At 69.5% G+C, this 26,689-nt stretch carries 18 protein-coding genes; 1 reads left to right on the top strand and 17 read right to left on the bottom strand.

From position 1 onward, the window contains the following. Window positions 1-84: 84 nt before the first annotated feature. The 4 genes from ACGFIQ_RS31130 to ACGFIQ_RS31115 all read right to left on the bottom strand — a co-directional run bounded on the left by ACGFIQ_RS31130 (window position 85) and on the right by ACGFIQ_RS31115 (window position 5,319). The gene (locus ACGFIQ_RS31130) at window positions 85-1,398 is read right to left on the bottom strand and encodes a hypothetical protein (RefSeq protein ID WP_393249058.1); all 1,314 of its coding nucleotides are present in this window, start codon (window positions 1,396-1,398) and stop codon (window positions 85-87) included. 12 nt (window positions 1,399-1,410) lie between these two features. Next, complete coding sequence (locus tag ACGFIQ_RS31125; RefSeq protein ID WP_393249057.1) at window positions 1,411-2,937, bottom strand: alkaline phosphatase D family protein; 1,527 nt, start codon at window positions 2,935-2,937, stop codon at window positions 1,411-1,413. A gap of 115 nt (window positions 2,938-3,052) precedes the next feature. Further along, window positions 3,053-4,036, bottom strand: a complete 984-nt coding sequence (locus ACGFIQ_RS31120) for a TolB family protein (RefSeq protein WP_393249056.1) — start codon at window positions 4,034-4,036, stop codon at window positions 3,053-3,055. After that, window positions 4,033-5,319 (bottom strand): MFS transporter, encoded by a 1,287-nt coding sequence (locus ACGFIQ_RS31115; RefSeq protein WP_393249055.1) that lies wholly within the window; start codon window positions 5,317-5,319, stop codon window positions 4,033-4,035. The genes ACGFIQ_RS31120 and ACGFIQ_RS31115 overlap by 4 nt, the downstream gene beginning before the upstream one ends. Window positions 5,320-5,540: 221 nt before the next feature. On the opposite strand from ACGFIQ_RS31115, the gene ACGFIQ_RS31110 reads away from it, so the two are divergent. Next, the gene (locus tag ACGFIQ_RS31110; RefSeq protein WP_393249054.1) at window positions 5,541-6,917 is read left to right on the top strand and encodes a DNRLRE domain-containing protein; all 1,377 of its coding nucleotides are present in this window, start codon (window positions 5,541-5,543) and stop codon (window positions 6,915-6,917) included. A 58-nt stretch (window positions 6,918-6,975) separates the two neighbouring features. Here ACGFIQ_RS31110 and mmsB read toward each other — a convergent pair whose 3' ends face one another. The 13 genes from mmsB to araB form a co-directional block, all read right to left on the bottom strand. Continuing rightward, the gene (gene mmsB, locus ACGFIQ_RS31105; RefSeq protein WP_357553978.1) at window positions 6,976-8,226 is read right to left on the bottom strand and encodes a multiple monosaccharide ABC transporter permease; all 1,251 of its coding nucleotides are present in this window, start codon (window positions 8,224-8,226) and stop codon (window positions 6,976-6,978) included. After that, entirely contained in the window at window positions 8,223-9,761 is a 1,539-nt protein-coding gene (gene mmsA / locus ACGFIQ_RS31100) for a multiple monosaccharide ABC transporter ATP-binding protein (protein WP_393249053.1), read from the bottom strand. Before mmsA ends, mmsB begins: the two co-directional genes overlap by 4 nt. Window positions 9,762-9,840: 79 nt before the next feature. Further along, window positions 9,841-10,983, bottom strand: coding sequence for a multiple monosaccharide ABC transporter substrate-binding protein (chvE, locus tag ACGFIQ_RS31095; protein ID WP_393249052.1), 1,143 nt, complete (start codon window positions 10,981-10,983; stop codon window positions 9,841-9,843). Window positions 10,984-11,348: 365 nt separating this feature from the next. Then, entirely contained in the window at window positions 11,349-13,010 is a 1,662-nt protein-coding gene (locus tag ACGFIQ_RS31090) for a glycoside hydrolase family 27 protein (RefSeq protein ID WP_393249051.1), read from the bottom strand. A 261-nt stretch (window positions 13,011-13,271) separates the two neighbouring features. Then, entirely contained in the window at window positions 13,272-14,258 is a 987-nt protein-coding gene (locus ACGFIQ_RS31085; protein ID WP_393249050.1) for a LacI family DNA-binding transcriptional regulator, read from the bottom strand. A gap of 415 nt (window positions 14,259-14,673) precedes the next feature. Further along, a complete protein-coding gene (locus tag ACGFIQ_RS31080) occupies window positions 14,674-16,794 on the bottom strand; it encodes a family 43 glycosylhydrolase (protein WP_393249049.1) in 2,121 nt (706 codons plus the stop codon). A gap of 329 nt (window positions 16,795-17,123) precedes the next feature. After that, window positions 17,124-18,626 (bottom strand): L-arabinose isomerase, encoded by a 1,503-nt coding sequence (gene araA, locus ACGFIQ_RS31075; RefSeq protein WP_393249048.1) that lies wholly within the window; start codon window positions 18,624-18,626, stop codon window positions 17,124-17,126. A 26-nt stretch (window positions 18,627-18,652) separates the two neighbouring features. Then, window positions 18,653-19,642, bottom strand: coding sequence for a galactofuranose ABC transporter, permease protein YjfF (gene yjfF, locus ACGFIQ_RS31070; protein ID WP_357065297.1), 990 nt, complete (start codon window positions 19,640-19,642; stop codon window positions 18,653-18,655). Beyond that, the gene (locus tag ACGFIQ_RS31065; protein WP_393249047.1) at window positions 19,639-20,709 is read right to left on the bottom strand and encodes an ABC transporter permease; all 1,071 of its coding nucleotides are present in this window, start codon (window positions 20,707-20,709) and stop codon (window positions 19,639-19,641) included. The genes yjfF and ACGFIQ_RS31065 overlap by 4 nt, the downstream gene beginning before the upstream one ends. Beyond that, window positions 20,706-22,247: a sugar ABC transporter ATP-binding protein gene (locus ACGFIQ_RS31060; RefSeq protein ID WP_393249046.1), complete on the bottom strand. Its 1,542-nt coding sequence runs from the start codon at window positions 22,245-22,247 to the stop codon at window positions 20,706-20,708. The genes ACGFIQ_RS31065 and ACGFIQ_RS31060 overlap by 4 nt, the downstream gene beginning before the upstream one ends. Before the next feature lie 188 nt (window positions 22,248-22,435). Continuing rightward, on the bottom strand, window positions 22,436-23,434 hold the full coding sequence (locus ACGFIQ_RS31055) for an ABC transporter substrate-binding protein (protein WP_393249207.1): 999 nt from the start codon (window positions 23,432-23,434) through the stop codon (window positions 22,436-22,438). 137 nt (window positions 23,435-23,571) lie between these two features. Continuing rightward, window positions 23,572-24,249, bottom strand: a complete 678-nt coding sequence (locus tag ACGFIQ_RS31050) for an L-ribulose-5-phosphate 4-epimerase (protein ID WP_393249045.1) — start codon at window positions 24,247-24,249, stop codon at window positions 23,572-23,574. Next, window positions 24,246-25,928 carry a ribulokinase gene (gene araB, locus ACGFIQ_RS31045; RefSeq protein WP_393249044.1) on the bottom strand — a complete coding sequence of 561 codons (1,683 nt, stop codon included), beginning with the start codon at window positions 25,926-25,928 and terminating at the stop codon, window positions 24,246-24,248. Before araB ends, ACGFIQ_RS31050 begins: the two co-directional genes overlap by 4 nt. Between the last annotated feature and the right edge of the window lie 761 nt (window positions 25,929-26,689).

Genomic DNA, 26,689 nt, shown 5'->3' with positions numbered 1-26,689 from the left:
GTGCCGAGGTCGCGGTGTCCCCGGTAGCGGGACACCGCGACGTCACCGAACCCGAGTGGATCACGCCGGCCGTGGTTGCCCGCCTCAGCCCACCGCCGGACTTCCCCGCGCCTTCAGCCGGCGCAGCTCGTCGGCGGACATCAACCAGGTCGAGTTCGTCGCCCCCAACCCGAGGAGCACCTGGTCGAAGGCGTTGCCGTCGTTGTCGTCGGTGTAGCAGACGCTCACCTCTCCCCACGGCGACGCGGCGATGGCCAACTGCTCCTGCCGGCCGGTCGTGGTCTGGCTCAGTGCCTGGGCCGCCAGGCGACCGGTGGACGTGCCGTCCGGGTTGAGGCCCCGCGCCCAGACGTCCGGGTTGGTGCCCGACACCGTCCAGCCCACCACCACGTTGTCCTGGTCGTCGATGCCGACACCAGGAGTGCCGGCCCCGGCACCGGTGGAGACCTGGACCTCGTCGTGCCGGGCGGTGCCGGCGGAGGTGAACGACCGCGCCCAGACACCTCGGGTGCCGGTGTGGTCGGATTCCCACCCGACGGTGAAGTCCCCGGCGACGTTCGCCGCGACCGAGGCGCGCTGCTGCTGCCCGCCACTCTGCGCGTTGGCGGTCCGCCGCGACAGCACCACGGCGCCGTTGGACCGGGCCAGGCGGGTCAACCCGATGTTGTACGACCCGTTCGCGTCGGCGTCCTCGTCCCAGACCACGAGTGCCTCACCGGCGGCGGACACCGCCACGTCGGGGCGGTGGTGCGCGCCCGTCGTCTGCGAGGCGGTCACCTCGTACCCCTTGGTGGTGGCCGCGGTGTAGCCGGCGGCGTTCACGGTGGCCGGGGCGGTCCCCTGGACGTCCTCCCAGACCACGGTGAAGCCGACCCCGGCGGTGGTCGGCGCGCCGTCCGGGTCGACCGCCACCTTCGGCCAGATCTGCTGCCCGGCGTCACTGGCGTTGGCCTGCCCCGAGCCGAGCACCGCGCCGCTGGGCGACACCACCCGGTACTGGATGTTGTAGACGCCGTTGCCGTCGCCGTCGGCGGCCCAGACCACCACGGCGTTGCCCCGGTCGTCGAGCCCCACGTCGGGGCTGATGTGCCGCCAGGCGGCCCCGCTGGTGCCCCCGCCGGAGAGCTTCAGCTCGTACGCGGGCGTGCCGTCGCGGAACAGGCGCAGGTAGATCTCGCTGTGGGTGTCGTCCTCGGGCGCGGTGCTGTCCCGGTCGTCCTCCCAGACCACGGCGACCTGGCCGTTGCGGTTCATGGCGATGCCGGGCAGGTCCTGGTCGCCGGTGGCCACGCTGTTCGCGGTGGTCCAGGTGACCGCCTCGGCGGTGACGGCGATCGGGGCCGCTGCCAGGTTTCCGACCAGCAGGGACGCGGCGAGCAGTGACGTGATTGCGGTCATGGTGGTTCTCCTTTACCCGGCCTGCAGGCCGGGCTGGCCGTCGAGGATGACGAACGAGCGCACCGTGGACGCCGCGGCGCCGTGCTCGGTCACCGTGTTCACCGCGCGGAAGTCCGCGCGGACCTGACTGCGACTGATCGTGGTACGCACGTAGCCGCGCCGGTCCGAGTAGAACTTCAGGTGCGGGTTCGTCGCCGCGTTCGGGATGGTGGTGCTGCCGGTGCCGTTTCCGGTCGAGCTGATCGAGGTGCAGACCAGTTCGGTGCCGATGGTGGCCGACGACGGGTTCGCGTAGTCGGCCTTGAGGTCGTTGGCCCACGACCGGTGCACGTCCCCGGTGAGCACCAACGGGTTGCGCACCCCGCGCTGCTGCCAGCCGGTCTGGATCCGGCCGCGCGACGCCCGGTAGCCGTCCCAGGCGTCCATGCTCGCCGCGCCGCTCGCGTCGAACTGGCGGGCGAAGAAGACCTGTTGGCCGAGGATGTCCCAGGTGCCGTAGCGCTGGGCCAGCCCGTCGAGCAGCCACGCCTCCTGGTTCGCGCCGGTCAGGGACCGGGAGGCCAGGTCGGCGTCCGCGCAGACTTTCCAGCCGTCACCGCAGGCCTGGTCGTCGCGGAACTGCCGGGTGTCGAGCATGTGGAAGGTGGCGAGCTGTCCCCAGCGCACCCGCCGGTACAGCGGGATGCTGTTGCCGCTGGCGGCGGAGGCGGGCCGCAGCGGCATGTTCTCGTAGTACGCCCGGTACGCGGCCGTGCGCCGAGCCGTCCACTGCGCGGCGGTCAGCGTCGGGCTGCTGTCGGCGCGGACCATGGTGGCGTAGTTGTTCTCCACCTCGTGGTCGTCCGGCACCACCAGCCAGGGTGCCGCCGCGTGCGCCGCCTGGAGGTCCGGGTCGGACTTGTAGAGCGCGTACCGGCGACGGTAGTCGGCGAGCGACACGATCTCGGCACCCACGTGCTGCCGGACCGCGGAGGTGTTGACGCCACCCTCGTAGATGTAGTCGCCGAGGTGCAGGATCAGTCCGGGGTTCTCCTCGGCCATCCGCCGGTACGCCGTGTAGTAGCCGGCCTCGTAGTGGGCGCAGGAGGCGAAGGCCATCACCAGGTCACGGCCGAAGGTGCCGGGCGCCGGGGCGGTCCGGGTCCGCCCGACCGGGGAGATCTGACCCTGGGCCCGGAATCGGTAGTAGTAGTCGGAGTCGGCGGCGAGCCCACCGGCGATCGCGTGCACGGAGTGCGCGTCGGCGTAGCGGGCGGTCACCGAGCCGGAGGCGACCAGCGAGGTGAACCGGTCGGTGGTGGACACCTGCCACTCCACTGTCACGTCCGCGTTGGCCATGCCGCCCTGTCCGTCGGCGTTGAGTGGCGACGGTGCCAGCCTGGTCCACAGGACCACGCTGTCGGGCGCCGGGTCACCGGACGCCACACCGAGTTTGAAGGGGTACGGCACCGCGGCGCGGGCACCCTGGCGGGGTGTCACCGCGACGCCGGCGGCCACGAGTCCACCGAGGACGAAGATGCGACGGCTCAGCCTTGTCATGGTCAACAGCCTTGAGAACGTCGATGAACGGCGATGGGTGCGACGCGTAATCCCACATGACGGAAGGCTGTCCGCACCAAGGCGGTCAGGTGTCCCGGCCGCCCGGCAGTCGCCGTCAGCCCAGTGGTGCCGGGGACTCCGCGCCGGGAATGGTCAGCTTCGGCGCACCGGACCCGTCGGCCGGGACACTCCACACGTCGGGCTGGCCGTCGTCCTGGCGCAGTGTGTAGGCGAGCGTCCCGCCGTCCAACCAGGCGGCCTGGTCGTCGACGCTGCGGGTCTCGGCCGTCGGTGTCACCCGCATGGTCGCCAACTCCAGGACCGACAGGCGCCAGCCCTTCGCCGGGTCGGCGTCGATCGCCTCCTTGAAGGCGATCCGGGTGCCGTCGGGTGACAGCGACGGGCACTCGACGTTCTCCGTCAGTGTCTCGACCGTCCGGGCGGCGACGTCACCCCGGACCAGGTAGCGCCTGCCCGCGGTCGACATGGTCGCGTAGAAGCGGTTGTCGTCGGCGGTGAAGGTGACGCCCCAGTAGTTGACGTCCGGGCTGCGGTAGCTCCGCCCGTCCCGGGTGATCGCGAACTCCTCAAGCGAGGCCACCGTGGCGCCGGTGGTGGTGTCGAGGATCCCGGTGCGGGTGGAGAAGCCGCTGGCCGTGTAGGAGTCGCCGCCGACGAACGTCGTCCAGGAGACCATCCGGCCGGAGGCCGAGACGCGGGCCCGGTTCGGCAGCCCCGGTACGCCGACCGCCCGGGTCTGCCGCAGCGCCGCGTCGAGCACGACGACCTGGTACGACCAGGCGGTCTCCGGTCTCAGGCAGACACCGGTGCCCGCGGCGGCGTACACCCGCAGGCATTCCAGGGCGGAGACGGTGCGCGGCCCGGTGGGGTCGGCCGTGGCGACGGTGGACAGGTGCCGGTCGGTGATGGCCAGCAGGCGTGGGCCGGGTGCCAGGGTGACCGCCTGGTCGCCGCCGGCGGCTGGCGGTGTCCGGGCGGGTTCCGCGGCCACGGCCACGTAGCCGGCCGCCACACTGCCCAGCAGCACGGCCGAGGCGACCACCACGCCGAGTTTCGCTCGGGTCGACAACACGGTCATCGGGACACCCTCCGGGTGACGAGACGGGACGGGGCGCCCAGCAGGAGCAGGGTGAGGACCAGCACACCGGCGACGGCCACGGCCGCCGCCCGGATCGCGGCCTGCGGCCCCCACGCCTGCCAGGCCAGACCGAACAGGACCGAGGAGACGAGGTACGCCAGCGCCTGCCCGGTCTGCACCAGCGCGATCCCGGTGGTCCGCAGCCGCGCCGGCAGTATCGGGCCGGCGAGCGCGATGAGCACCCCGTCGGTGGCGGCGTAGAACCCGCCGTACAGCAGAAGCGTCAGCGCGATCAGCGGCCAGCCGTCGACCGGCCCGGCCAGCAGCAGGTACGTCGCACCGAGGGCGGTGTAGCCGCCGAGCACCACCGGTAGCCGGCCGATCCGGTCGGCGAGTACGCCGAGCGGGGCGGCGAGCAGCAGGTAGGCCAGGCTGGTGCCCACCGCGAGCAGGGGAAACCAGCGCAGTCCGAGGTCCTCGCGGCGTTGCAGGAGCAGGTAGACGAAACCGTCGCCGATGGTGGCCAGCCCGAGCAGCGCCGCGGCCAGCACGAGCCGACGGGCAGGCCCGCCGCGCAGCAGACCGAAGGCCTCGCGTACGGAGACGTGCGGGCCGTCCGTCGTCTGGTCGGTGGGACGTTCCCGGACGAAGAGCACCAGGACGACGACGGCCAGGGCGGCGACGCAGAAGCTGGTGACGAAGACCGCGTCGTACGACTGCCCGACGACGAGCAGGACGGCGAACGCGGCGAGCGGCCCGAGGAACGCGCCGACGCTGTCCATCGCCCGGTGCACCCCGAACGCCCGGCCCAGCGCCTCGGGCGGCGTGGAGAGCGTGATCAGCGCGTCGCGCGGAGCGCTGCGCACGCCCTTGCCGAGCCGGTCGACCGCGATCACCGCACCGATCGCCGGTATGGACCGGCCGGCGAGCAGCAGGCCGAGTTTCGCGACCGCCGAGAGGGTGTAGCCGATGCCGGCGATCAGCTTGCGCCGGCGGAACCGGTCGGCGGCGAACCCACCGACGACCCGCAGCAGCGCGGTGGCACCGGTGTGGACACCGTCGAGCACACCGAAGGCCACCGGGCTGAGCTGGAGGCCCAGCACCAGGTAGAGCGGCAGGACGGCGGCCACCATCTCGGCGGAGACGTCGGTGATCAGGCTGACCGTGCCGAGCGCGACGACGTTGCCGCTGACCAGGGCGAACCGTCGACGCCGTGGCCCCGGCTCGGGCGGGTCGGAGTCGGGCGGGTCGGCGAGCGGTCGGGAGACGGTCGACAGGTACACGAGCAGCTCCTCGGGTCGACGACTGCCGGTCAGCCATCGTCCGTACTCATCGGAGCCGGCACAACGGACCGTGCGCGGCAGCGAGGCGAGGTGCGGGTGAACGCGTCGCGAACATCGAGGTGTTCGCCTGCCGGGACGCGGTGTTCATCCGCCCGTCGCCCACCGGCCGATCGACGCTCCTACATTCCTTGCGCTTCACACCCGTAACAGAGGAGTCCTGGATGGACATGCGATTCCCCCGTCCGTCGATCACGTCGGGAGCGGTGCTGGTGCTCGTCGCCGCGACCGCCGCCGTCGTCGTGACCGGTGCCGACGCGGCGTCGGCGGCGAGCGTGACGTTCACGCCGGTCGCCGACACCTACGTCCAGAGCGACGCGGCGTCCACCAACTACGGCACGTCCACGCAGGTCGTTGTCGACAACTCGCCCGTGCGGCGCTCGTTCCTGCGCTTCACGGTGAGCGGTGTCAGCGGCACGGTGACCGGTGCCAAGCTGCGACTGCGCACGATCAGCGGAAACAGCGGCAGCGACGCCGGTGGCACGTTCCGCCGGATGTCCAACACGACGTGGTCGGAGACCGGCACCACCTGGAACAACCAGCCGGCCATCGACGGGGCCACGCTCGGCACCATCGGCGCGGTCAGCGGCAACACCTGGTACGAGGTCGACGTCTCGGCCGCCGTCACCGGCAACGGGACGTACAGCTTCGGTGCGACCTCCGCCAGCGGCGACGGCGCCTACTACGACACGCGCGAGAGTGGTGCCGACGCCCCGCAGTTGGTGGTCACCACCGGCACCACCACGCCGCCGTCCGGGGACCCGGTGTTCGTCGGTGCCGGCGACATCGCCACCTCCGGCTCCGGCGACAGCGCCACCGCGACGCTGCTCGACAGCATCCCGGGGACGGTCTTCACCACCGGCGACAACGTCTACAACAACGGCACCGCGTCCGAGTTCAACAGCTACTACGAGCCCACCTGGGGTCGGCACAAGAGCCGCACCCGCCCGTCACCGGGCAACCACGACTACAACACGTCGGGCGCGACCGGCTACTACAACTACTTCGGTACGTCCGCCGGCCCGAGCGGCCGCGGCTACTACTCGTTCGACCTCGGCAACTGGCACATCGTGTCGCTGAACTCGAACATCAGCATGTCGGCGGGCTCGACGCAGGAGCAGTGGCTGCGCGCGGACCTGGCCGCCAGCGGCAAGCCGTGCACGCTCGCCTACTGGCACCACCCGCTGTTCACGTCCAGCTCCAACCACGCGCCGTCGACGTCGACGCGTCCGCTGTACCAGGCGCTCTACGACTACAACGCCGACGTCGTGGTGTGGGGGCACAACCACGTGTACGAGCGCTTCGCGCCGATGAACCCGTCCGGTGGCGCCGACTCCAGCCGGGGCCTGCGCAGCTTCGTCGCCGGTATGGGCGGTGCGAGTCACTACGGCTTCGGCACCATCCAGCCCAACAGCGAGGCGCGCAACAGCTCGGCCTGGGGAGTCCTGAAGTTCACCCTGCACTCCAACAGCTACGACTGGCAGTTCGTACCGGTAGCCGGCCAAACCTACACCGACAGCGGCACCACCACCTGCCACTGACAAACGCGTGCCCCCTGTCCGCGAGGCGGGCAGGGGGCACGTGCGTACCGGTCGAGCGTCAGCGAGCCGTGCCGGCCCGGCGCTTGTTGTAGACGTCGAAGGCGACGGCGACGAGCAGGACGAGGCCCTTCACCACCGACTGGGTGGACTGGTCGATGCCCATCAGCTGCATGCCGTTGCTCATCACCGCCATGATCAGACCGCCGACCATGGCGCCGACCACGGTGCCCACCCCACCGGTGACCGCCGCGCCGCCGATGAAGGCCGCGGCGATCGCGTCCAGCTCGAACATGTTGCCGGCGGCGGGCTGGGCGCCGTTCGACCGCGAGGAGTAGATGACACCGGCCACCGCCGCCAGGAAGCCCATGTTGACGAACATCCAGAAGTTGACGGTGCGGACCTTCACCCCGGACAGCGCCGCCGCCGACAGGTTGCCGCCGATCGCGTAGACCTGGCGACCGAAGACGGTACGCCGGGTGAGCAGGCCGTAGACCAGCACGAGCACCGCCAGGATGATCAGCACAATCGGCAGGCCGCGGGCGTGCGCCAGCTGCCAGGCGAAGTACATGATGACCGCGCCGACCAACACGACCCGCGCGACGAACAGCGGGAACGACTCGACGGGCTGCTGGTAGCGGATGCGCGCCACGCGGGTGCGGAAGCCACTCACCGCGTACCCGGCCACGGCGACCGCGCCGATCAGCAGCGTGAAGGCGTCGAAACCCTGCCCGCCGAGCAGGCCGTTGAGGAAGCCCGCCGCGACCTTCTGGTATTCGGCCGGGAACGGCGACAGCGAGATGTTGTCGAGCACCCGGAGGGTCAGACCCCGGAACAGCAGCATGCCGGCCAGGGTGACGATGAAGGCCGGAATGCCGGCGTACGCCACCCAGAAGCCGTGCCACGCACCAACCGCGATGCCGACGGCGATCGCGGCGACGACGCCGACCCACCAGGGATAGCCCTGCTGGATCACCAGAACGGCGGAGACCGCTCCGGTGAGCGCGACGACCGATCCGACCGACAGGTCGATGTGCCCGCCGATGATCAGGATGACCATCCCGATCGCGAGCACCAGGATGTACGAGTACTGCAGGACGATGTTGGTGATGTTGCCGGGGCTGAGCAGCACCCCGTCGGTCAGGATCGCGAAGAACGCGACGATGACGACCAGGGCGACGTAGATCCCGCTCTGCCGCAGGTTGTTCAACACCAGCGCCCGCAGGTCGTTCGTCCCGCTGTGCAGAGCGGCGGCGGGTGTGCCGTCCGGAGTCGCCGGGCTCTCCGTCGGAGGGGTCTTGATGCTGGTCACGCGACGAGCTCCTTGTCCTTGGTCATCAGCTCCATGAGGCTCTCCTGGGTTGCCTCGGCCACCGGCATCTCACCGGTGATCCGGCCGGCGGAGAGGGTGTAGATGCGGTCGCACATCCCGAGCAACTCCGGCAGCTCGGAGGAGATGACGATCACCGCCTTGCCGGCGGCCACCAGCCGGTTGATGATCGTGTAGATCTCGAACTTGGCGCCGACGTCGATCCCCCGGGTGGGTTCGTCCAGGATCAGCACATCCGGGTCGGTGAACAGCCACTTCGACAGGACGACCTTCTGCTGGTTGCCGCCGGAGAGCTTGCCGACGACCGCCATGACGCTCGGCGTCCGGATGTTCATCTCCCGCCGGCTCGCCTCGGCAACCTTGATCTCCTCGTTGCCGTTCACCCAGCCCATGCGGGACAGCCGGTCCAGCGCGGCGGCGGACACGTTGCGGCGGACGTCGTCGATGAGGTTGAGGCCGTACCTCTTGCGGTCTTCGGTGACGTAGGCGATGCCGTTGTCGATCGCCTCGGCGACGGTACGCGCCTGCACCTCCCGACCGCGCACGAAGAGCCGGCCCCGGATGTCGCGCCCGTACGACCGACCGAACACGCTCATCGCCAGTTCGGTGCGCCCCGCGCCCATCAGGCCCGCGATGCCGACGACCTCGCCGGCGCGGACGGACAGGGCCACGTCCTCGACGACCATCCGGTCCTGCACCGGGTGCCGCACCGTCCAGTCCTCGATCCGGAGGACCTCCTCGCCGGGGGACGACTCGCGGTCGGGGTAGAAGCTTTCCAGGTCGCGCCCGACCATGCCCCGGATGATCCGCTGCTGGGTCACCTCGTCGGAGCGCATGTCGAGAGTCTCCACCGCGCGCCCGTCCCGGATGACCGTGGTCGAGTCGGCGATGGCGGTGATCTCGTTGAGCTTGTGCGAGATCATGATGCAGGTGATGCCCTGGTCCTTCAGGGCCCGCAACAGGTCGAGCAGGTGAGCCGAGTCGATGTCGTTGAGAGCGGCGGTCGGCTCGTCCAGGATCAGCAGGCGCACCTTCTTCGACAGCGCCTTGGCGATCTCCACCAACTGCTGCTTGCCGACGCCGAGCTGGATGACCGGGGTGACCGGGTTCTCGTGCAGCCCGACCGACGCCAGCAGCTTGGCGGCGTCGGCGTTGGCCAGGTTCCAGTCGATGAGCCCGAGGCGGTTGCGCCGCTCGCTGCCGAGGAAGATGTTCTCCGCGATCGACAGGTACGGCACCAGGGCAAGCTCCTGGTGGATGATGACGATGCCGTTGGCCTCGCTGTCGCGGATGCCACGGAACTGCATCGGCTTGCCGTCGAAGAGGATCTCGCCGTCGTACGAGCCGGACGGGTAGACGCCGGACAGCACCTTCATCAGGGTGGACTTGCCGGCGCCGTTCTCACCGCAGATGGCGTGGATCTCACCACGGCGTACTGCGAGGGTGACGTCCTCCAGCGCGGTCACGCCGGGGAAGGTCTTCGTGATGCGACGCATCTCGAGGATGGTGTCGTCCATGGTCACTGTCCTCCGTCAGGTCTGGACGGGTACGCCCAGACGTCGGGCCCGGCGGCGACCGCCGGGCCCGACGATTGGCTTACTTCTTGGCCTGACCGGCGGCGACCTCTTCCGCCGTCCAGTAGCCGGAGTCGATCAGCGCGGTCTTGATGTCGTCCTTGTAGACCGTGACGATCGGGAGCAGGTACGACGGGACGACCTTGACACCGTTGTTGTACGTCTTGGTGTCGTTGGCCTGCGGCTCCTTCTTCTGCAGGAACGCCTCGGCGGCGTTCACGGCCTGGTCGGCCAGCAGGCGGGTGTCCTTGAAGACCGTGGAGCTCTGCACGCCGTCGTTGATCAGCTTGATCGAGGCGATCTCGGCGTCCTGGCCGGTCACCACCGGGAGCTTCTTCGCGCCGGTGCCGTAGCCGGCGTTCTGCAGGGCGGTGATGATGCCCCGGGAGATGCCGTCGTACGGCGACAGCACACCGTCGACCTTCGAGCCGTCGTTGTAGCTGGAGGTGAGCAGGTTCTCCATGCGCTTCTGCGCGGTCTCCTGCTGCCACCGCAGGGTGGCGACCTGCTCGGGCGTGGTCTGCTTGGACTTGACGACCAGGGTGCCGTCGTCGACGAACGGCTTCAGCGTGTCCATCGCGCCGCTGAAGAAGAACTGCGTGTTGTTGTCGTCCAGCGACCCCGCGAAGAGCTCGACGTTCAGCGGCCCCTTGGCGGTGCCCTTCGAGCCGTCCTTGTTGAGCAGGCCGAGACCGACGAGCAGCGCGGTGCCCTGGGCGACGCCGACCTTGTAGTTGTCGAAGCTGACGTAGAAGTCGACGTCCTTGCTGCCGCGGATCAGCCGGTCGTAGGAGATGACCGGGATCTTCGCGGACGCGGCGGCCTGCAACTGGCTGCTGAGCGCCGTGCCGTCGATCGCCGCGATGACCAGGACGTCGGCACCCTGGGTGATCATCTGGTCGACCTGCTGCGACTGGGTGGGGATGTCGTCGCCGGCGTACTGGAGGTCGACCTTGTAGCCCTTCGCCTCAAGCTTGGACTTCACCGCGTTGCCGTCGGCGATCCACCGCTCCGAGGTCTGGGTCGGCATCGACACACCGATGGTCAGGTCGCCAGGCTTGGCACTGCTCTTGTCGTCACCGCTGCCGGCACCCCCGCCACTGCACGCCGCCATACTCAGCGTCAGCATCGCGCCGCCGAGAGCAACCAGGAATCTCCTGCCCACGGGCCTCTCCTCTCTGGACTCCCCCGTCGAGTGCCGGGGCCAAAACTGTCACCTTTCGGGGTAGTGTTAGCGCTCACATACGGCACGTCAACACTAGATCCGAAATACCGGTGTCACGGTCTCGTAACGGAGGCGTCCCAAGCGGCGAGGCCAGCACCCGGAGGGGCCCGGACCTGGGAGCACGGCGGTGACCGGCACCGGAGCGGACGGCCGCCAGGCGGGGCCCGTCGACCGCGCCGAACCACCGTCCAGACGGCCGGCGGACGCGACGGTGCCCGCGGACGACGGGCGTCGTCCGCGGGCACCGGGAGTGCGGTCGGATCAGGTGGGCTGCCGCGACCTGGTCGGTCGACGAACCCGGTCGGCTATCGCTGCGTCCACCGCTGGTTGGCCGCCCCGGTGCAGTTCCAGAGGATCACCGTGGTGCCGTTGGCGGTGCCGTTGCCGTTGACGTCGAGGCAGAGCCCGGACTGGGCGCCGCTGATCGTGCCGTTGGCGTTGATGGTCCACCGCTGGTTGGCCCCACCGTTGCAGTCCCAGATCTGCACCTTGGTGCCGGCCGCCGCGTTCGTGGGCGCGTCCAGGCACTTGCCGAGCGACTGCAGGGTCTGACCGTTGACGGTCCAGCGCTGGTTGGCGGCGCCGTTGCAGTCCCAGATCACCGGCTGGGTGCCGTTGGTGGTGTTGCTGTTCGGAACGTCCAGGCAGCGACCGGAGGCGGCGCTGGCGAGCGCGCTCGACGTGCTCGGCGGCGGGGTCGTCGTCGGAGGAGGAGTCGTCCCCCCACCACTGACCCGGTAGACCACCGTGCCGTGCGCCGGAACGCTGGCGCTGATGGCCCCGGTGGAGGAGGTGGTGGCGCCGGACCACGCCTCGACCAGGGTGAACGAGCTGCCGGACTTGCCGATGGCGGCGGCCGTGGTCGAGATCGTCGTCGTCGAGCCACCCTGGTTGAACAGGGCGACGGCGACGTCACCGTTGGCGAGCCGCTTGGCCAGCACCCGGCGGGTGCCGTCGAACGACACCTGCGTCCCCTGCAACCCGAGCGAGTCCTGGTTGATCGCGATCAGGTTGGCGTTCTTGAGGATGGTCTGCGTCGCGGAGTTCATGTTCCGGATGTCGTTGCCGGCGATCAGCGGAGACGCCATGATCGCCCACATGGCGAAGTGGCTGCGCATCTCCGTGTCGTTCATGCCGCCGCGACCGATCTCCATCATGTCCGGGTCGTTGAACCCACCCGGCCGCGCGTAGGACGCCAACGGAACCGTCACGTTGATGATGTTCTGGATGCCCATCGGGTAGCCGTTGGTCTGGCCGGTGTCCCACGCGTTGGTGATGTCCTCGGTGGTACGCCACATGTTGGCCACGTCGCCCCAGTTGCGCTGCGGGCCGGTCTTGGCGTGGATGCTGTTCGGGTTGATGCTGTAGACGATCGGCCGGCCGGTGGCGGCCAGCGCGTCACGCATCTTGGCGAAGGTGGCCACCTGGTCGTTGATGCTGCCCTCCGGCGAGCACCAGTCGTACTTGAGGAAGTCGACGCCCCAGGCGGCGAACTGGCGGGCGTCCTGCACCTCGTGGCCCCGGCTGCCGGTGGCTCCGGGGTAGGCGCCGAAGTACTGCGCGCAGGTCTTGTCGACAGGCACCTGGTAGATGCCGAACTTCAGGTCCCGGGCGTGCAGGTAGTCGCCGAGCGCCTTCATCCCGCTGGGGAACCGGGTGGGGTCGCCCTGGATGTTGCCGGAGCTGTCCCGGTTGGGGTTGAACCAGCAGTCGTCGACCACGACGTAGTTGTAGCCCAGGTCCCGCATGCCGCTGCTGACGATCGCGTCCGCCGTCTGCCGGATCAGCGCCTCGTTGATGTTGCAGCCGAACTGGTTCCACGAATTCCAACCCATGGGGGGAGTACGCGCCACCCCGTTGTCCAGTGCCTGCGCCGCTGGGGCGCGGAGGCCGACCAGAGCACCGGCGACGAGCACTCCGGCCGCCAGCACGCTCCCCCAGCGTCGACCTCGGGTGATGCGGTTCATCGAGCCTCCTTGTCGGTGGCGCCCGCCGGTGACTACGATCAGAGGTGGGACGATAGCTGGACGCCGATTCTTGTTAGCGTTAACAGAGACGTCCATCATGTTACGGCCACATTTCACGAGGTTCAATACCTCCCGGGCAGTTGCATTGTCCCCGGTCGATGAAAAAAGCCCGGCTTCGATTGACCGGCGTCTTACCGAGGGTGACGAGCCAGCAGGCGGCGAGGTGCAGGCGACGCCGAGGCCCTCCGGCTGGGGCCGACGTCAGCGCCGCGGTGGGGCGACGCTCTCGCGGGCGACCAGGGCCGGGGCGACCGTCTGCCGCATCGCCCCGCCGGTGCCCGTCTCGATCTGGGCCAGCAGCATCTGCAGGCTCGCCCGCGCCACCGCGTCGAAGTCCGGGCGGACGGTGGTCAGCGGTGGAATGAAGTACGCCGCCTCCGGCACGTCGTCGAAACCCACCACGCTGATGTCGTCCGGCACCCGACGGCCGAACTCGTGCAACGCCCGCAGCACACCCAGGGCGAGATGGTCGTTGGCGGTGAAGACGGCGGTGACCTCCGGCATCCTCGCCAGCATCTGCCCGCACCGGTAACCCGACGCGGCCGACCAGTCCCCCGGCATCAGCGGCGGCGGGTCCACACCGGCCGCCAGCAGGGCCTCCCGCCAGCCGTCGATCCGGCCGACGCTGTCGAACCAGTCGAACGGCCCGGAGACGTGCCAGACCGTGCGGTGCCCCGCGTCGAGCAGATGCCGGGTCGCCGCCCGGGCACCCGCCACCTGGTCGACTGTCACCAACGGCACCGGCCGACTCGGGTCGCCGTCGACGGTGACCAGCGGGACGTCCTGGGGAAGGCGCTCCAGCGCCTCACCGGCAGACTCCACCGGCGCGATCACCACGATGCCGGCGACCCGGTGCGACAGGTGCCGCTCGACGGCTGCCGAAATGGAGCGGTGGTCCAGGTTTCGCACGCTGCCGACGCTGACCGCGAAACCCTCCTCGGCGGCGGTCTGCTCCAGGGCGGCCAACAGCGACGCCGGACCGTAGAGGGTCGTGTTCTGTGCGACCACACCGATGACCTGGGATCTGCCGGTCACCAGGGCACGAGCCGCGCCGTTCGGGCGGTAGCCGAGTTCGGCGATCGCCGCCCGCACCCGGAGCCGGGTCTGCTCACGAACATTGGGGTGCCCGTTGAGCACCCGCGACACCGTCTGATGGGAGACACCGGCCAGACGAGCGACATCTGTCATCGCGGGACCGTGGACGGCCATTTCACTCTCCCCGCTAAGTCTCGGGCCCGCGGCCCGGTCGACGTCGACTGGAGCGGCCCGGCCCGATCCCCCTCGCTCAGCCACCACGCCGGTGCTGAATCCCAGGTGACCAGCGCTGGATCGCCGTCAGTCTACGCCAGCATCCGCTTCGATTACGGGACGGCTGTGCCCGGATGTGCTACGCATCGAAGCCGCACAAGGCTTTTCCCACCCGGCGTACGCGGGCGACCGGCTCGCGGTTGCGGGCCGCCGGTGGCACGACAACCTGCTCCACGCTCCTTCGGAGAGCGCGGAGCAGGCCGACCGGGCACCGGGTGGTGGCGCCGACCGCACGTGCCAGGCAGGCAAACGCTCGTCGGCGCCACCGGTCAAACCGATAGTCGTGTGACTGGCGTCACGGTGTCGTCAGGTCGAACCTGCGGACCGTGACAGCGCCGCCGAGTGCCGACGTCGCGTGGTTGAAGATGGCGAACCGGTAGCCCATGAAGAACTGCCAGTTGTTCGCCAGCGTCAGGGCGTTGCCGAACGAGGTGAAGTTGACCCCGTCCGTGCTGTACGAGAAGCGGGCCTGCCGACCGGACCCCGGTCTGATGTCGGCGTTGGCGCGCAACCAGATCCGGCCACCGGAGACGGCGGTGCTCGCCACCTCGCTGCCGGTGCTCGTCGTGTTCCAGCTGCCGTCCATCGTGAGCCCGTTCTGCATGACCAGACGGGTCGACCCGTTGTCCCGCCGGACTCCGATCCAGGCCGACGAGTTGCGCAGCACCGCCAGGCCGGTGCGGTCACCGTCGCGCATCGTGGAGTAGTCCAACTCGATGGTGGCCGTCGAGGTGGGGCCCTGGATGCGGTGGGTCAGCGTGTTACGCGCCTTGTACAGGTCGCCGGTGACGGTCGCGGTCTGCAGGTTCAGCCCGTTGTTGACCGACCACTTGCTGTTGTCGGGGTTGTGGTTCCACTCCCACTGCGGGCCGAGGGTGGTGCCGGCGAACGTGTCGGTGCCGGTGAGCGGCTTGACGGCTCGTGGCGGCGCGGGCAGGTTCGGCTTCGGGTACGAGGAGCCCCACGTGCCGTTGACCGTCTGCAACACGGGCCAACCGTCGCCGGTCCAGGTGATCGGCGCCATGGCCGGCATCCGACCACCGGGGTACGCGTCGACGAACGACATGTAGTACCAGTCGCCGTTCTGGGTCTGCACCAGACCACCCTGGTGCGGCACGCCGCCACCGGAGATCGGGCCGGGCAGGTTGAGCAGCACCTGACGCTGCTCGTACGGGCCGAACGGGCCGTTCGTCGACTTCAGCACGTACTGGCCGTTGGCCGGGCGGGTGAGCCAGATGTAGTAGGCGCCGTTGCGCTTGTAGAACCGGGCGCCCTCCAGCGTGCCGATGCTCGACGGCGTCTGGTACACCTGCTGGGCACGGACCTGGGACTTCCCGTCCGCGGACAGCTGCGCCACGCTGATCGTGCCGTTGCCGTACGCGATGTACGGGGTGTCGTTGTCGTCGAACAGCAGGCCGGCGTCGTAGTAGCAGTTGGGGATGGTGGTGTGCTTGGTCCACGTGCTGTCGACGGCGGACGCGGTGTAGATGTGCGTCTGCGCGAAGTCGATGCACCCGGCCCAGTAGTACGTCTTGTTGCTCGGCCGGTAGTTCAACGTCGACGCCCAGATCCCGTCGACGTACGCGTTGCTGCCGCCGCTCATGTCGTACTTCGAGCCGAAGTCGAGCTTGGGCACCGAGTGACCGGCGAACTCCCAGTTGACCAGGTCGTACGAGCGCAACACCGGGGCGCCCGGGGAGTAGTGCATGGTGGACGCCGACATGTAGTAGGCGTTGTCCACCCGGATGATGTCGACGTCGGCGAAGTCCTGCCAGACCACCGGGTTCGCGTACGTGCCGTTCGACGGGGGTGGCGAGGTGGGCGGTGGCGTGGTGGGGTTGCTCCCGTCGACCCGGACGAGCTGCCACTGCTGGTTGGTGCCGTTCCAGTCGGCGTACTGCACGATGTTGCCGCCGTCGGCGGTCGAGGCGCCCTGCACCTCCATCACCTTGTTGCTGTTGCGGTTGATCAGCCGGACGTAGCCGCCGTCCGAGTCGGCCAACCGAAACTGCTGGTTGGTGCCGTTGTTGTCGGACCACTGCACGATCGGCCCGCCGTCTGCGGTGGAGCGCCCGGAGACGTCCAGCACCTTGCCCGACAACCTCGACTTGAGCCGGTAGTAACCACCGCCGGAGTCGACGAACTGCCACTGCTGCTGATTGCCGTTGTTGCGCGTCCACTGGGTGATCCGCGCGCCGTCGTTCGTGGCCATGTTGTACACGTCCACTGCCTTGCCGCTGTTGCGGTTCACCAACACGTACCAGGCGCTGGTGTCGACAGTTGCCGCCGACGCGGGCGACGAGGCGACGGCCGCAGCCGCGCCACCGACCACCAGCACCATCGCGGCGACGGCGAGTCTCGACAGCCACCCGCGCCGCCGTGGCGCACCCCGGGGAACCCGACCGATGGAAAGCATGATCCTCCTCTGCTGACGCGAACCGTGCGGTCTGGGTCGGCGTCCGCGGCACCGGGCGGGGCGCCGAGCTGACCAGGCCCGGCCATGTGATCGCTAACACCGATCGCCCGACCGTCACGGTGACGAGGTGCCGAAACCGCGGGGTAGGACGCGCGCGCGGCCGGACCAGCCAACGACATCGACCATCTTGGCTATAGACTGTGAGCGATAACATGCTCTTAGTCAAGGCGTAACACAACGGCCTCGTGGACCTGCTGGCACACACGCGAACGGGTGGCCCACCCCCGCCCGTAGGCAGGGATGGACCACCCGTTCTCCGACCGCAGGGGTCAGAAGCCGCGGGCCAGCCGGTAGTAGGCCTGGTTCCACCGCAGCTCGTCGGCGAAGCGACGGGGCTCCGTGTCGGCGTCGATGACGACCAGCTCGGTGCGGCTCATCTCCGCCAGGTCGTGCAGCTCCTCCACGCCCACCGCCTGCGACAGCACGGTGTGGTGCGGGGCACCCGCGGTGATCCACGCCTCGGCCGAGACCGGCAGGTCGGGGCGCGGACGCCAGACGGCACGGGCGACCGGCAACCGGCGCAGCGGCTGCGGCGGGGCCACCACGTCGATCTCGTTGGCCACCAGCCGGAAGCGCTCCCCCATGTCGGACAGCCCGAGCACCACGGCCGGACCGGGTGCGGCGTCGAACACCAACCGGACCGGGTCCTCCCGGCCACCGATGCTCAACGGGTGGATCTCCACGTTGGGCACGTCGGAGGCGATGGTCGGGCAGACCTCCAGCATGTGGGCACCGAGCACCAGCTCGTTACCCGGGGTGAGGTCGTAGGTGTAGTCCTCCATGAACGACGTGCCGCCACTCACGCCCACCGACATCGCCTTGAGGGTGCGGACCAGGATCGAGGTCTTCCAGTCGCCCTCACCGCCGAAGCCGTAACCGTCGGCCATCAGCCGCTGCACGGCGATGCCCGGCAGCTGACGCAGCCCCCCGAGGTCCTCGAAGTTCGTCGTGAAGGCCCGGAACCCGCCCGCGTCCAGGAAGGCGCGCATGCCCAACTCCACACGCGCGGCGTACCGCAGCGAGTCGTGCTGCTCCCCGCCGGGCAGCAGTGCGCCGACGATGCGGTAGGTGTCCTCGTACTCCTTGACCAGGTCGTCCACCTGCGCGTCGGTGACCTCGCCGACCACCTCGACCAGGTCGTTGACGCCGTAGGTGTTGACCGAGACCCCGAACCGCAGCTCGGCCTCGACCTTGTCGCCCTCGGTCACCGCGACGTCGCGCATGTTGTCACCGAAGCGGGCCAGACGCAGCGACCGCATCGCCGACCAGCCCAGCGCGGCGCGGGCCCACGCCCCGATCCGATTGGCCACCCGCGGGTCGCTGACGTGCCCGGCCACCGTCTTACGGGCCACACCGAGACGCGTCTGGATGTACCCGAACTCCCGGTCGCCGTGGGCGGCCTGGTTCAGGTTCATGAAGTCCATGTCGATGTCGTTCCACGGCAGCAGAACGTTGGCCTGGGTGTGCAGGTGCAGCAACGGCGTCTGCAACGCGTCCAGACCGGAGATCCACATCTTGGCCGGCGAGAACGTGTGCATCCAGGCGATGACCCCGACGGCACCCTGGGCGGCGGCGTCCCGGCAGACCTGCAGGATCTCACCGCTGTTGGTCAGGACGGGCTTCCAGACCACGCGGGCGGGAATCTGCGGCGAGTCGTCGAGCGCGTCCGCGATCTGGCGGGACTGCTCGGCCACCTGGCGGAGCGTCTCCTCGCCGTACATGCCTTGGCTGCCGGTGAGGAACCAGATCTCGGGCTGGGTTTGTGGTGCCATGGGGTTGCCTTCCGCGAGAGGAACTGTCACTTGTAACGGATTCCGATGAGGCGCTGGAGGAGGATGAACGCGAAGAGCAGGCCGCCGATCACGATCTTGGTCCACCAGGAGTTGAGGCTCCCATCGAAGGTGATGAGGGTCTGGATCACGCCCAGGACCAGCACGCCCAGCACCGTTCCGAAGACGTAACCCGCGCCCCCGGTGAGCACCGTGCCGCCGATGACGACGGCGGCGATGACGTCCAGCTCCATGCCGACGGCGATCAGTGGCGCACCGGAGAGGGTGTAGAAGGACAGCAGGATCCCACCGATCGCGGAGCACAGGCCGCTGATCGTGTACACGGCGATTCGGGTCCGCCCCACCGGCAGACCCATCAGCAGGGCCGACTGGGGGTTGCCGCCGATGGCGTACACGTTGCGTCCCAACCGGGTGTAGGCCAGCGTGTACGCGGCGACGGCGACCACGACGAAGGCGATCAGCACGCTGATCGACACGAAGTTGCCCTGCGGGTTGCCGATCCGCTCCTGCGACATCGAGGTCCAGAAGCCGTCGGTGATCGGGATCGACGCACCGGAGATGAACGTGCACATGCCCCGGGCGAAGAACATCCCGGCGAGCGTGACGATGAACGGCTGGATCTCGAAGAAGTGGATGGCGCAACCCATCAGCAGACCGAGCGTCGGGCCGATGAGCAGGGCGATGACGAGCACCAGTGCCGCCGGCATGCCGTCCTGTAGCAGCGCGGCCGACACCATCGCCGTCATGGCGACGACCGACCCGACCGACAGGTCGATGCCACCGGTGAGGATCACGAAGGTCATGCCCACCGCGACGACGAGCAGGAAGCCGTTGTCGATGAAGACGTTGAAGATGACCTGCACGTTGGAGAACGCCGTGTACTGCGACACCCCGATGGCGTACATGACCAGCAGCAGGGCGAGCGTCGCCAGGACCGGTATCTGCTTCCTCGGCAGCCGGAACCGGTTACGACCGGCGGTAAGCGTTCCAGTGGTCATGCCGGCACCTGCTCCTTCGGCTTGTCGGCGATGGGGGCGGACGGCGGAACACTGCGCCTGCGGCGGGCGAACCGGGCCCGGAAGGCCGGTGCCTGGATGAGGCAGACGGCGATGACGACTACCGCTTTGAACAGCAGCGACGTCTGCGGCGAGATGTCCATGGCGTACACCGTGGTGGTCAGGGTCTGGATGATCAGTGCCCCGATGATCGTGCCGCTGAGGAAGAACCGGCCGCCGGCGAGGGACGTACCGCCGATGACGACCGCGAGGATCGCGTCCAGCTCCACCCAGAGACCGGCGGCGTTGCCGTCGGCGCTGGAGACGTTGGCCGTCATCATGAAGCCGGCGACGGCGGCGCACGCGGCGCTGATCACGTACACGAGGAAGATGACCCGGCCGGACCGGATGCCGGACAACCGGCTGGCCACGGCGTTGCCGCCCACCGACTCGATGATCATGCCGAGCGCGGTGCGCCTGGTGAACGCGGCGACGAGCAGGGCCGCGGCGAGAGCGATGAAGATGGCAAGCGGCAGGGTCAGCGCGTGGCCCAGGCCGATCGCCCGGTACGGCTCGGAGTTGATGGTGATGATCTGACCCTCGGTGATCAGCTGGGCCAGACCCCGGCCGGCCACCATCAGGATCAGGGTGGCGATGATCGGTTGGATGCCGATCACGGCCACCAGCACCCCGTTCCAGGCGCCGAGCACGAGCGCGACCCCGAACGCCATCGCGAGGGCGGTCAGCACCACGCCGAGGTTGTTCTGGTCGGGCTGCTTGCTGATGTACATGCAGGCGATCGCGCCGCTGATCGCGCAGAGCGAGCCGACCGACAGGTCGATGCCGCCGGTCGAGATCACCAGGGTCATGCCCAACGCGACGAGGATCAACGGTGCGCTCAGCCGCAGGATGTCGATCGGCGTGCCGTACAGGTGCCCGTCCTTGAGCTCGATGGACAGGAACCCGGGCCGGTAGATCGTGTTCGCGGCCAGCATGACGACCAGCACGGCGGCGGGCCAGAACAGCCGGTGACCGGTGATCGTCCGGTAGCGGCTCACGGTGTCGCTCATCGGTCTGCCTCCTCGCGGTGGGATCCACTCGCGATGGTCTGCATGATGCGGTCGGCGTTGAGACTGTCGTCGTTGGGGAGCTGCGCGACCATCTGACGGTCCCGCATGACTGCCACCTTGTGGCTGAGGCGCAGCACCTCCTCCAACTCGGCGGAGATGAACAGCACCGCCATGCCTCCGTCGGACAGCTGCGTCACCAGTTTCTGGATCTCGGTCTTCGCGCCGATGTCGATGCCCCGGGTCGGCTCGTCGAGGATCAACAGCCGTGGCTCGGTGATCAGCCACCGGGCCAGGAGCACCTTCTGCTGGTTGCCGCCGGAGAGGTTGCGAACCGGCACCTCCGGGTCAGCGGGCCGGATGTTGAGTGCCTTGATGTACTTGTCGACGAGCTCGTCCTGACGACGGCGCGGAATGGGCCGCAGCCAGCCGCGGGCCGCCTGCATGGCGAGGATGATGTTCTCCCGGACCGACAGGTCGGCGACGATGCCCTCCGCGCGGCGGTTCTCCGAACAGAAGCCGACGCCGTGGTCGATGGCCTGCGCGGGGGTGCGCAGGCTGCTCGACGCGCCGTCGACAGTGACCTGACCGCCGTCGGTCCGGTCCGCACCGAACAACAACCGCGCGACCTCGGTACGCCCCGAGCCCAGCAGGCCGGCCAGGCCCACCACCTCGCCGGCGTGGATGGTGAGGCTGAACGGCTGGACCGCCCCCGCCCGGCCGAAGTCCGACACCGCCACCAGCGGGGTGCCCTCCTCCAGCTTGGCCAGGTCGCGACGGGAGTGTTCCTCGATGCCATCGAGGATGTCGAGTTCCTTGCCGATCATCTTCTCCACGAGGGAGAGCTGGGGCAGCTCGGGGGTCAGGTACTCGCCGACGAGCCCACCGTTGCGCAGCACGGTGATGCGGTCCGCGATCTCGTAGACCTGGTCGAGGAAGTGGGTCACGAACAGGATCGCGATGCCCTCGTCGCGCAGTTGCCGCATGATGCGGAACAGCTGCGCGACCTCGCCGGCGTCGAGGCTGGACGTCGGCTCGTCCAGGATCAGCACCCGGGCCTTGATGTCGATGGCGCGGGCGATGGCGACCATCTGCTGGATCGCCAGGGAGTACGAGCCGAGCGGCGCGCTGACGTCGAGGTCGAGGTCGAGGCGGGTGAGCAGGGCGCGGGCCCGGCGGCGAACCTCACCCCAGCGGACGGCGCCGAGGAGCCGGGGCTCGCGGCCGATGAAGATGTTCTCCGCCACCGAGAGGTTGGTGCAGAGGTTGACCTCCTGGAACACGGTGCTGACCCCGGCGGCGTTCGCCTGCATCGGGCCGGTGAAGGACACCGGCTCCCCGTCCAGGGTGATCGTGCCCTCGTCGGTGTCGTAGACACCGGTCAGCACCTTGATGAGGGTCGACTTGCCGGCGCCGTTCTCGCCCATCAGGGCGTGCACCTCGCCGGGAAGGAGCTGGAAGTTGACGTTGTGGAGTGCGCGCACCCCGGGGAAGGACTTGCTGATCCCGGTCATCGTCAGGACCGGACGGCTATCCGTCATCCCATCAGACCTCTTCTGGGTTGTCGACACGGAAGGGCCGCTACGCGCCCGCAGCGCCCGCCCGGTCGCCCCTGGGGGTCGCTCGGGCGGGCGTGGTACGGGGGTGTTCGCGGGCCGAGCCCGGTCCGTTGCGGGTATGAGAGCGACGCGGCGGGGCCGCCACGCGAGCGCGGCGACCCCGTCGTCGATCAGTACTTACGGTTGGGCAGAGCTTCCTTGGCCTGCGCCTGGGTGAAGGTGGTCTCCTCGGTCTCGATCCGAGCAGGCACCTCCTCGCCGGCCTTGACCTTCTTGGCCAGGTCCATCAGCTGTGGGCCGAGCAGCGGGCTGCACTCCGCGATGAAGTTGAACTTCCCGTCGGCGAGGGCCTGCATGCCATCCTTGACGGCGTCGATCGTGATGATGGTGATGTCCTTGCCCGGCACCTTGCCAGCGGCGTTGATCGCCTCGAGCGCACCCAGGCCCATGTCGTCGTTGTGCGCGAACAGCACGTCGATCTGCTTGTTGGCCTTGAGGAACTGCTCCATGACCTGCTTGCCACCGGCCCGGGTGAAGTCACCCGACTGGGAGGCGATGACCTTCAGGTTCGGGTTGGCGGCGATGGCCTCACCGAAGCCCTTCTTGCGGTCGTTCGCCGGCGCGGCGCCCGTGCTGCCCTGCAGCTCGACGATGTTCACCGGACCCGAGGCGGTCTTCTTCTGCTCGACCAGCCACTCACCCGCGAGCCGGCCCTCCTTGACGAAGTCCGAGCCGAGGAAGGTCTTGTAGAGCGACTTGTCGGCCGAGTCGACCGAGCGGTCGGTCAGGATGACCGGGATCTTGGCGTCCTTGGCCTCCTTGAGCACGGTGTCCCAACCGGACTCGACGACCGGCGAGAAGGCGATCACGTCGACCTTCTGCTGGATGTAGTTGCGGATCGCCTTGATCTGGTTTTCCTGCTTCTGCTGCGCGTCGTCGAACTTCAGCTCGATCCCGGCCGCGGCGGCGGCCTCCTTGATCGAGACGGTGTTCGCGGTACGCCAACCACTCTCCGCGCCGACCTGCGAGAAGCCCATCGTGATCTTGCCGTCGTCCTTGGTGCCGCCGCCGCTGCCGGTGTCGCTGTTGCCGCAGGCCGCCATGCTGCCGACGAGCAGCACACTGGCGAGGACCGTGGCAGCGCGCCACGGAGCGGAGTGCATTCGCATCTTTCGCATCGAATCTCCTTGGCTCGGTGTGGTGGGGAACCGCGCCAACCGCCGATGTGCAAGGAGCGGCGTACGCGGGGTGTTGCGTGCTGCTACTTCGGGGTGGTGCAGACCGGCGGGTCGGGTGTGGCCAGAGGTCAGGAACCCGCCGGTGGGACTGGTTGTTGACCGTAGACGTTCTGGTAACGGTCGTGGAGGGCGTCGATGTCCGCCTGCGCGATCGGCACCGGTTGCCCGAGTGCGCGGGCCAGGTGCGCCGTGCGAGCCACGTCCTCACACATGACCGCGGCCTTGACCGCCGCGCGGGCGTCGGGGCCGATGGTGAAGACGCCGTGGTTGCGCATCAGCACCGCGGGTGAGCGGTGCCCGGCGAGCGTGCCGACGATGCCCTTGCCGATGTCGTCGCCGCCGATCAGGGCGAACGGACCCACCGGGATCTCCCCGCCGAACTCGTCGGCCTGCGCGGTGAGGTAGCAGGGGATCGACTCCCCCCGCGCGGCCCAGGCGGTGGCGTACGAGCTGTGCGTGTGCACGACCCCACCGACCTCGGGCATGGACCGGTAGACGTACGCGTGGGCGGCGGTGTCGCTGGACGGGGCGAGATCTCCCTCGACGAGGACGCCGTCGAGGTCGCACACCACCATCGTGGCCGCCGACAGGTCGTCGTAGCCCACGCCGCTCGGCTTGATCACCATGAGGTCGCGGCCGGGCACCCGCGCGGAGACGTTGCCGGCCGTCCAGGCCACCAGGCGGTACCGGGCGAGTTCGGCGTGCAGGCGGGCGACCGTCTCGCGCAGCTCGCTGATGGCGGTCATGCCACCACTTCCAGCGCGGGCTCGGGTGTGGCCGCGGCGGTCTCGACCGCCGCGTTGCGGATCGACCGCAGGCGGAGCATGACGTCGTTGCCGCCGCGACCGAAGTGGTCGTGCAGCGTCCGGTACTCCGCGTAGAGGGCGTCGTAGGCGCGCGCCCGCTCCGGGTCGGGGCGGTAGACGGCCTCGTGCACCCGGCCCATCGCCTGCGAGGCCTCGTGGATCGAGGGGAACTCACCGGCGGCGACGGCGGCGTGGATCGCCGACCCGAGCGCCGGCCCCTGTGCCGAGGCGATGATGTTCAGCGGTCGCCTGGTCACGTCGGCGTAGATCTGCATCAGCAGGGCGTTGTTGGTGAGGCCACCGGCGATCACCAGGTCGTTGACGGCGACGCCGGCCTCGACGAACGCCTCGATGATCATCCGCGTGCCGAAGGCGGTGGACTCCAGCAGCGCCCGGTAGATGTCCTGCGGCCGGGTGGCCAGGGTCATGCCGACGATCATCCCGCTGAGGTCGTGGTTGACAAGCAGGGAACGGTTGCCGTTCCACCAGTCCAGGGCGATCAGGCCGTGCGCGCCGACGGGCTGGCTCGCGGCCAGCTCGGTGAGTTGTTCGTGCGAGTCGATGCCGGCGGGGGCTGCGTGCTTGACGAACCAGCCGAAGATGTCGCCGACGCCGCTCTGCCCGGCCTCGTAACCCCATGCGCCGGGGCTGATGCCGCCGTCCACGACCCCGCACATGCCGGCCACCTCGGCGACCGCCGCGCCGTTGACGACGTGGCAGGTCGAGGTGCCCATGATGGCGACGAGCCGACCGGGCTCCACGGCCTGCGCGGACGCCGCGGTGACGTGCGCGTCGACGTTGCCGACGGCCACCGCGATGCCCTCGGGCAGGCCGGTCCAGGCGGCCGCCTCGGCGGTGAGCGCGCCGGCCCGGGCACCGAGCGGCAGCAACGGACCGTCCAGCTTGGCCACGAAGTCGCCGAAGTCGGGGTTGAGCGCGGTCAGGAATTCCTCGGACGGATAGTGGCCGTCCTGCAGGATGCCCTTGTATCCGGCGGTGCACACGTTGCGGGTCTCGGTGCCGCAGAGCTGCCAGACGATCCAGTCGGCCGCCTCGACGAAGCGCTCGGCCCGGTCGTAGACCTCCGGGTCCTCCTCCAGGATCTGCAGGCCCTTGGCGAACTGCCACTCGGCGGAGATCTTGCCGCCGTACCGGCCGATCCACGGCTCCGCCCGCTCGTGGGCCAACGCGTTGATCCGGTCGGCGTGCGGCTGCGCGGCGTGGTGCTTCCACAGCTTGACCCAGGCGTGCGGTCGGTCGCGCAGCTCGGGCGTCTCACACAGTGGGGTGCCGTCGGCGAGCGTCGGCAGCACGGTGCAGGCGGTGAAGTCGATGCCGATGCCGACCACCCTGGTGGGGTCCACCCCCGCGGCGGACACCGCCGCCGGGACGGCGTTCCGCAGCACGTCGCGGTAGTCGTCCGGGTTCTGCAGAGCCCAGTCCGGGGGCAGCGCTCGGCCTCCCGGAAGCGTCGTGCTGATGACGCCGTCGCCGTACTCGTGCACCGCGGTCCCCAACTCGGCACCATCACCGACACGGACCACCAGAGCTCGCCCGGACAGGGTGCCGAAGTCGACACCGACGACGTAGCGGTCGTCAGCTCCATCCACACGGTTCATGTTCACCTCCACCGTTAACGGGGATAGTGTTAACGCTCACATCCAGCCTCGTCAAGACATCTAGGCGCAACAGCTCCGTAACGGAACGCGGAAGCCGGGCGGACTCGGGCGCGTCAATGGCGGACCGCCACAAAGCACGTGAATCCGGTGTCGTGCACCGATCGGGCACTCGGGGCGAGGACTGCCGCACGGACCGGGCGCCGACCGATCGTCCCGCGACGGGCCGGGCGACGGGTGCCGCACCTCCCCCGCCACGGGACGCCCGCCTGCCGGCGGCCAGTCGCCGGGCCGGGATGATGTTGGCGATAACATCACCGAACCGTCGGGCTCCCGTGGTCGGGCCTCTGGCACGGCCGCCGGTCGCCGCGATGGCTCATGAGCGAGCGCCCCCGAGGGCCGCCGGCCCACCGCACGGCCCCGAGACGGGCCGGTGTTATCGATAACATTCGACGTCTGAGTGATCCACTCGCGTTCCTGAAAATCGGGGGGTCCCCGGGGCGAAGACAGGCCGACTTCACGAAAGCCGAGTCGAACAAGCCCTCCCGGCCCGCACCGCGCGACCGGGACAGCCGGGGGGGGGGGGGGCCGGGGGGGGGGGGCGGCGCGGGGCGGGGGGGGGGGGGGGGGGGGGGGGGGGGGGGGGGGGGGGGGGGGGGGGGGGGGGGGGGGGGGGGGGGGGGGGGGGGGGGGGGGGGGGGGGGGGGGGGGGGGGGGGGGGGGGGGGGGTGGTTTGGGGGGGGGGGTGGGGGGTTGGTTCTTTT

The sequence above is a fragment of the Micromonospora sp. NPDC048898 genome, from assembly GCF_043198035.1.
Lineage (GTDB): Bacteria > Actinomycetota > Actinomycetes > Mycobacteriales > Micromonosporaceae > Micromonospora.
This window is presented reverse-complemented; position numbering and strand designations above follow the sequence as displayed.

Bases quoted from the DNA above. Each gene is read 5' to 3' on its own strand.
- ACGFIQ_RS31130 (WP_393249058.1), bottom strand. From the start codon at position 1,398: ATGACCGCAATCACGTCACTGCTCGCCGCGTCCCTGCTGGTCGGAAAC.
- ACGFIQ_RS31125 (WP_393249057.1), bottom strand. From the start codon at position 2,937: ATGACAAGGCTGAGCCGTCGCATCTTCGTCCTCGGTGGACTCGTGGCC.
- ACGFIQ_RS31120 (WP_393249056.1), bottom strand. From the start codon at position 4,036: ATGACCGTGTTGTCGACCCGAGCGAAACTCGGCGTGGTGGTCGCCTCG.
- ACGFIQ_RS31110 (WP_393249054.1), top strand. From the start codon at position 5,541: ATGGACATGCGATTCCCCCGTCCGTCGATCACGTCGGGAGCGGTGCTG.
- mmsA (WP_393249053.1), bottom strand. From the start codon at position 9,761: ATGGACGACACCATCCTCGAGATGCGTCGCATCACGAAGACCTTCCCC.
- ACGFIQ_RS31090 (WP_393249051.1), bottom strand. From the start codon at position 13,010: ATGAACCGCATCACCCGAGGTCGACGCTGGGGGAGCGTGCTGGCGGCC.
- ACGFIQ_RS31085 (WP_393249050.1), bottom strand. From the start codon at position 14,258: ATGACAGATGTCGCTCGTCTGGCCGGTGTCTCCCATCAGACGGTGTCG.
- ACGFIQ_RS31080 (WP_393249049.1), bottom strand. From the start codon at position 16,794: ATGCTTTCCATCGGTCGGGTTCCCCGGGGTGCGCCACGGCGGCGCGGG.
- araA (WP_393249048.1), bottom strand. From the start codon at position 18,626: ATGGCACCACAAACCCAGCCCGAGATCTGGTTCCTCACCGGCAGCCAA.
- yjfF (WP_357065297.1), bottom strand. From the start codon at position 19,642: ATGACCACTGGAACGCTTACCGCCGGTCGTAACCGGTTCCGGCTGCCG.
- ACGFIQ_RS31065 (WP_393249047.1), bottom strand. From the start codon at position 20,709: ATGAGCGACACCGTGAGCCGCTACCGGACGATCACCGGTCACCGGCTG.
- ACGFIQ_RS31060 (WP_393249046.1), bottom strand. From the start codon at position 22,247: ATGACGGATAGCCGTCCGGTCCTGACGATGACCGGGATCAGCAAGTCC.
- ACGFIQ_RS31055 (WP_393249207.1), bottom strand. From the start codon at position 23,434: ATGCGAATGCACTCCGCTCCGTGGCGCGCTGCCACGGTCCTCGCCAGT.
- ACGFIQ_RS31050 (WP_393249045.1), bottom strand. From the start codon at position 24,249: ATGACCGCCATCAGCGAGCTGCGCGAGACGGTCGCCCGCCTGCACGCC.
- araB (WP_393249044.1), bottom strand. From the start codon at position 25,928: ATGAACCGTGTGGATGGAGCTGACGACCGCTACGTCGTCGGTGTCGAC.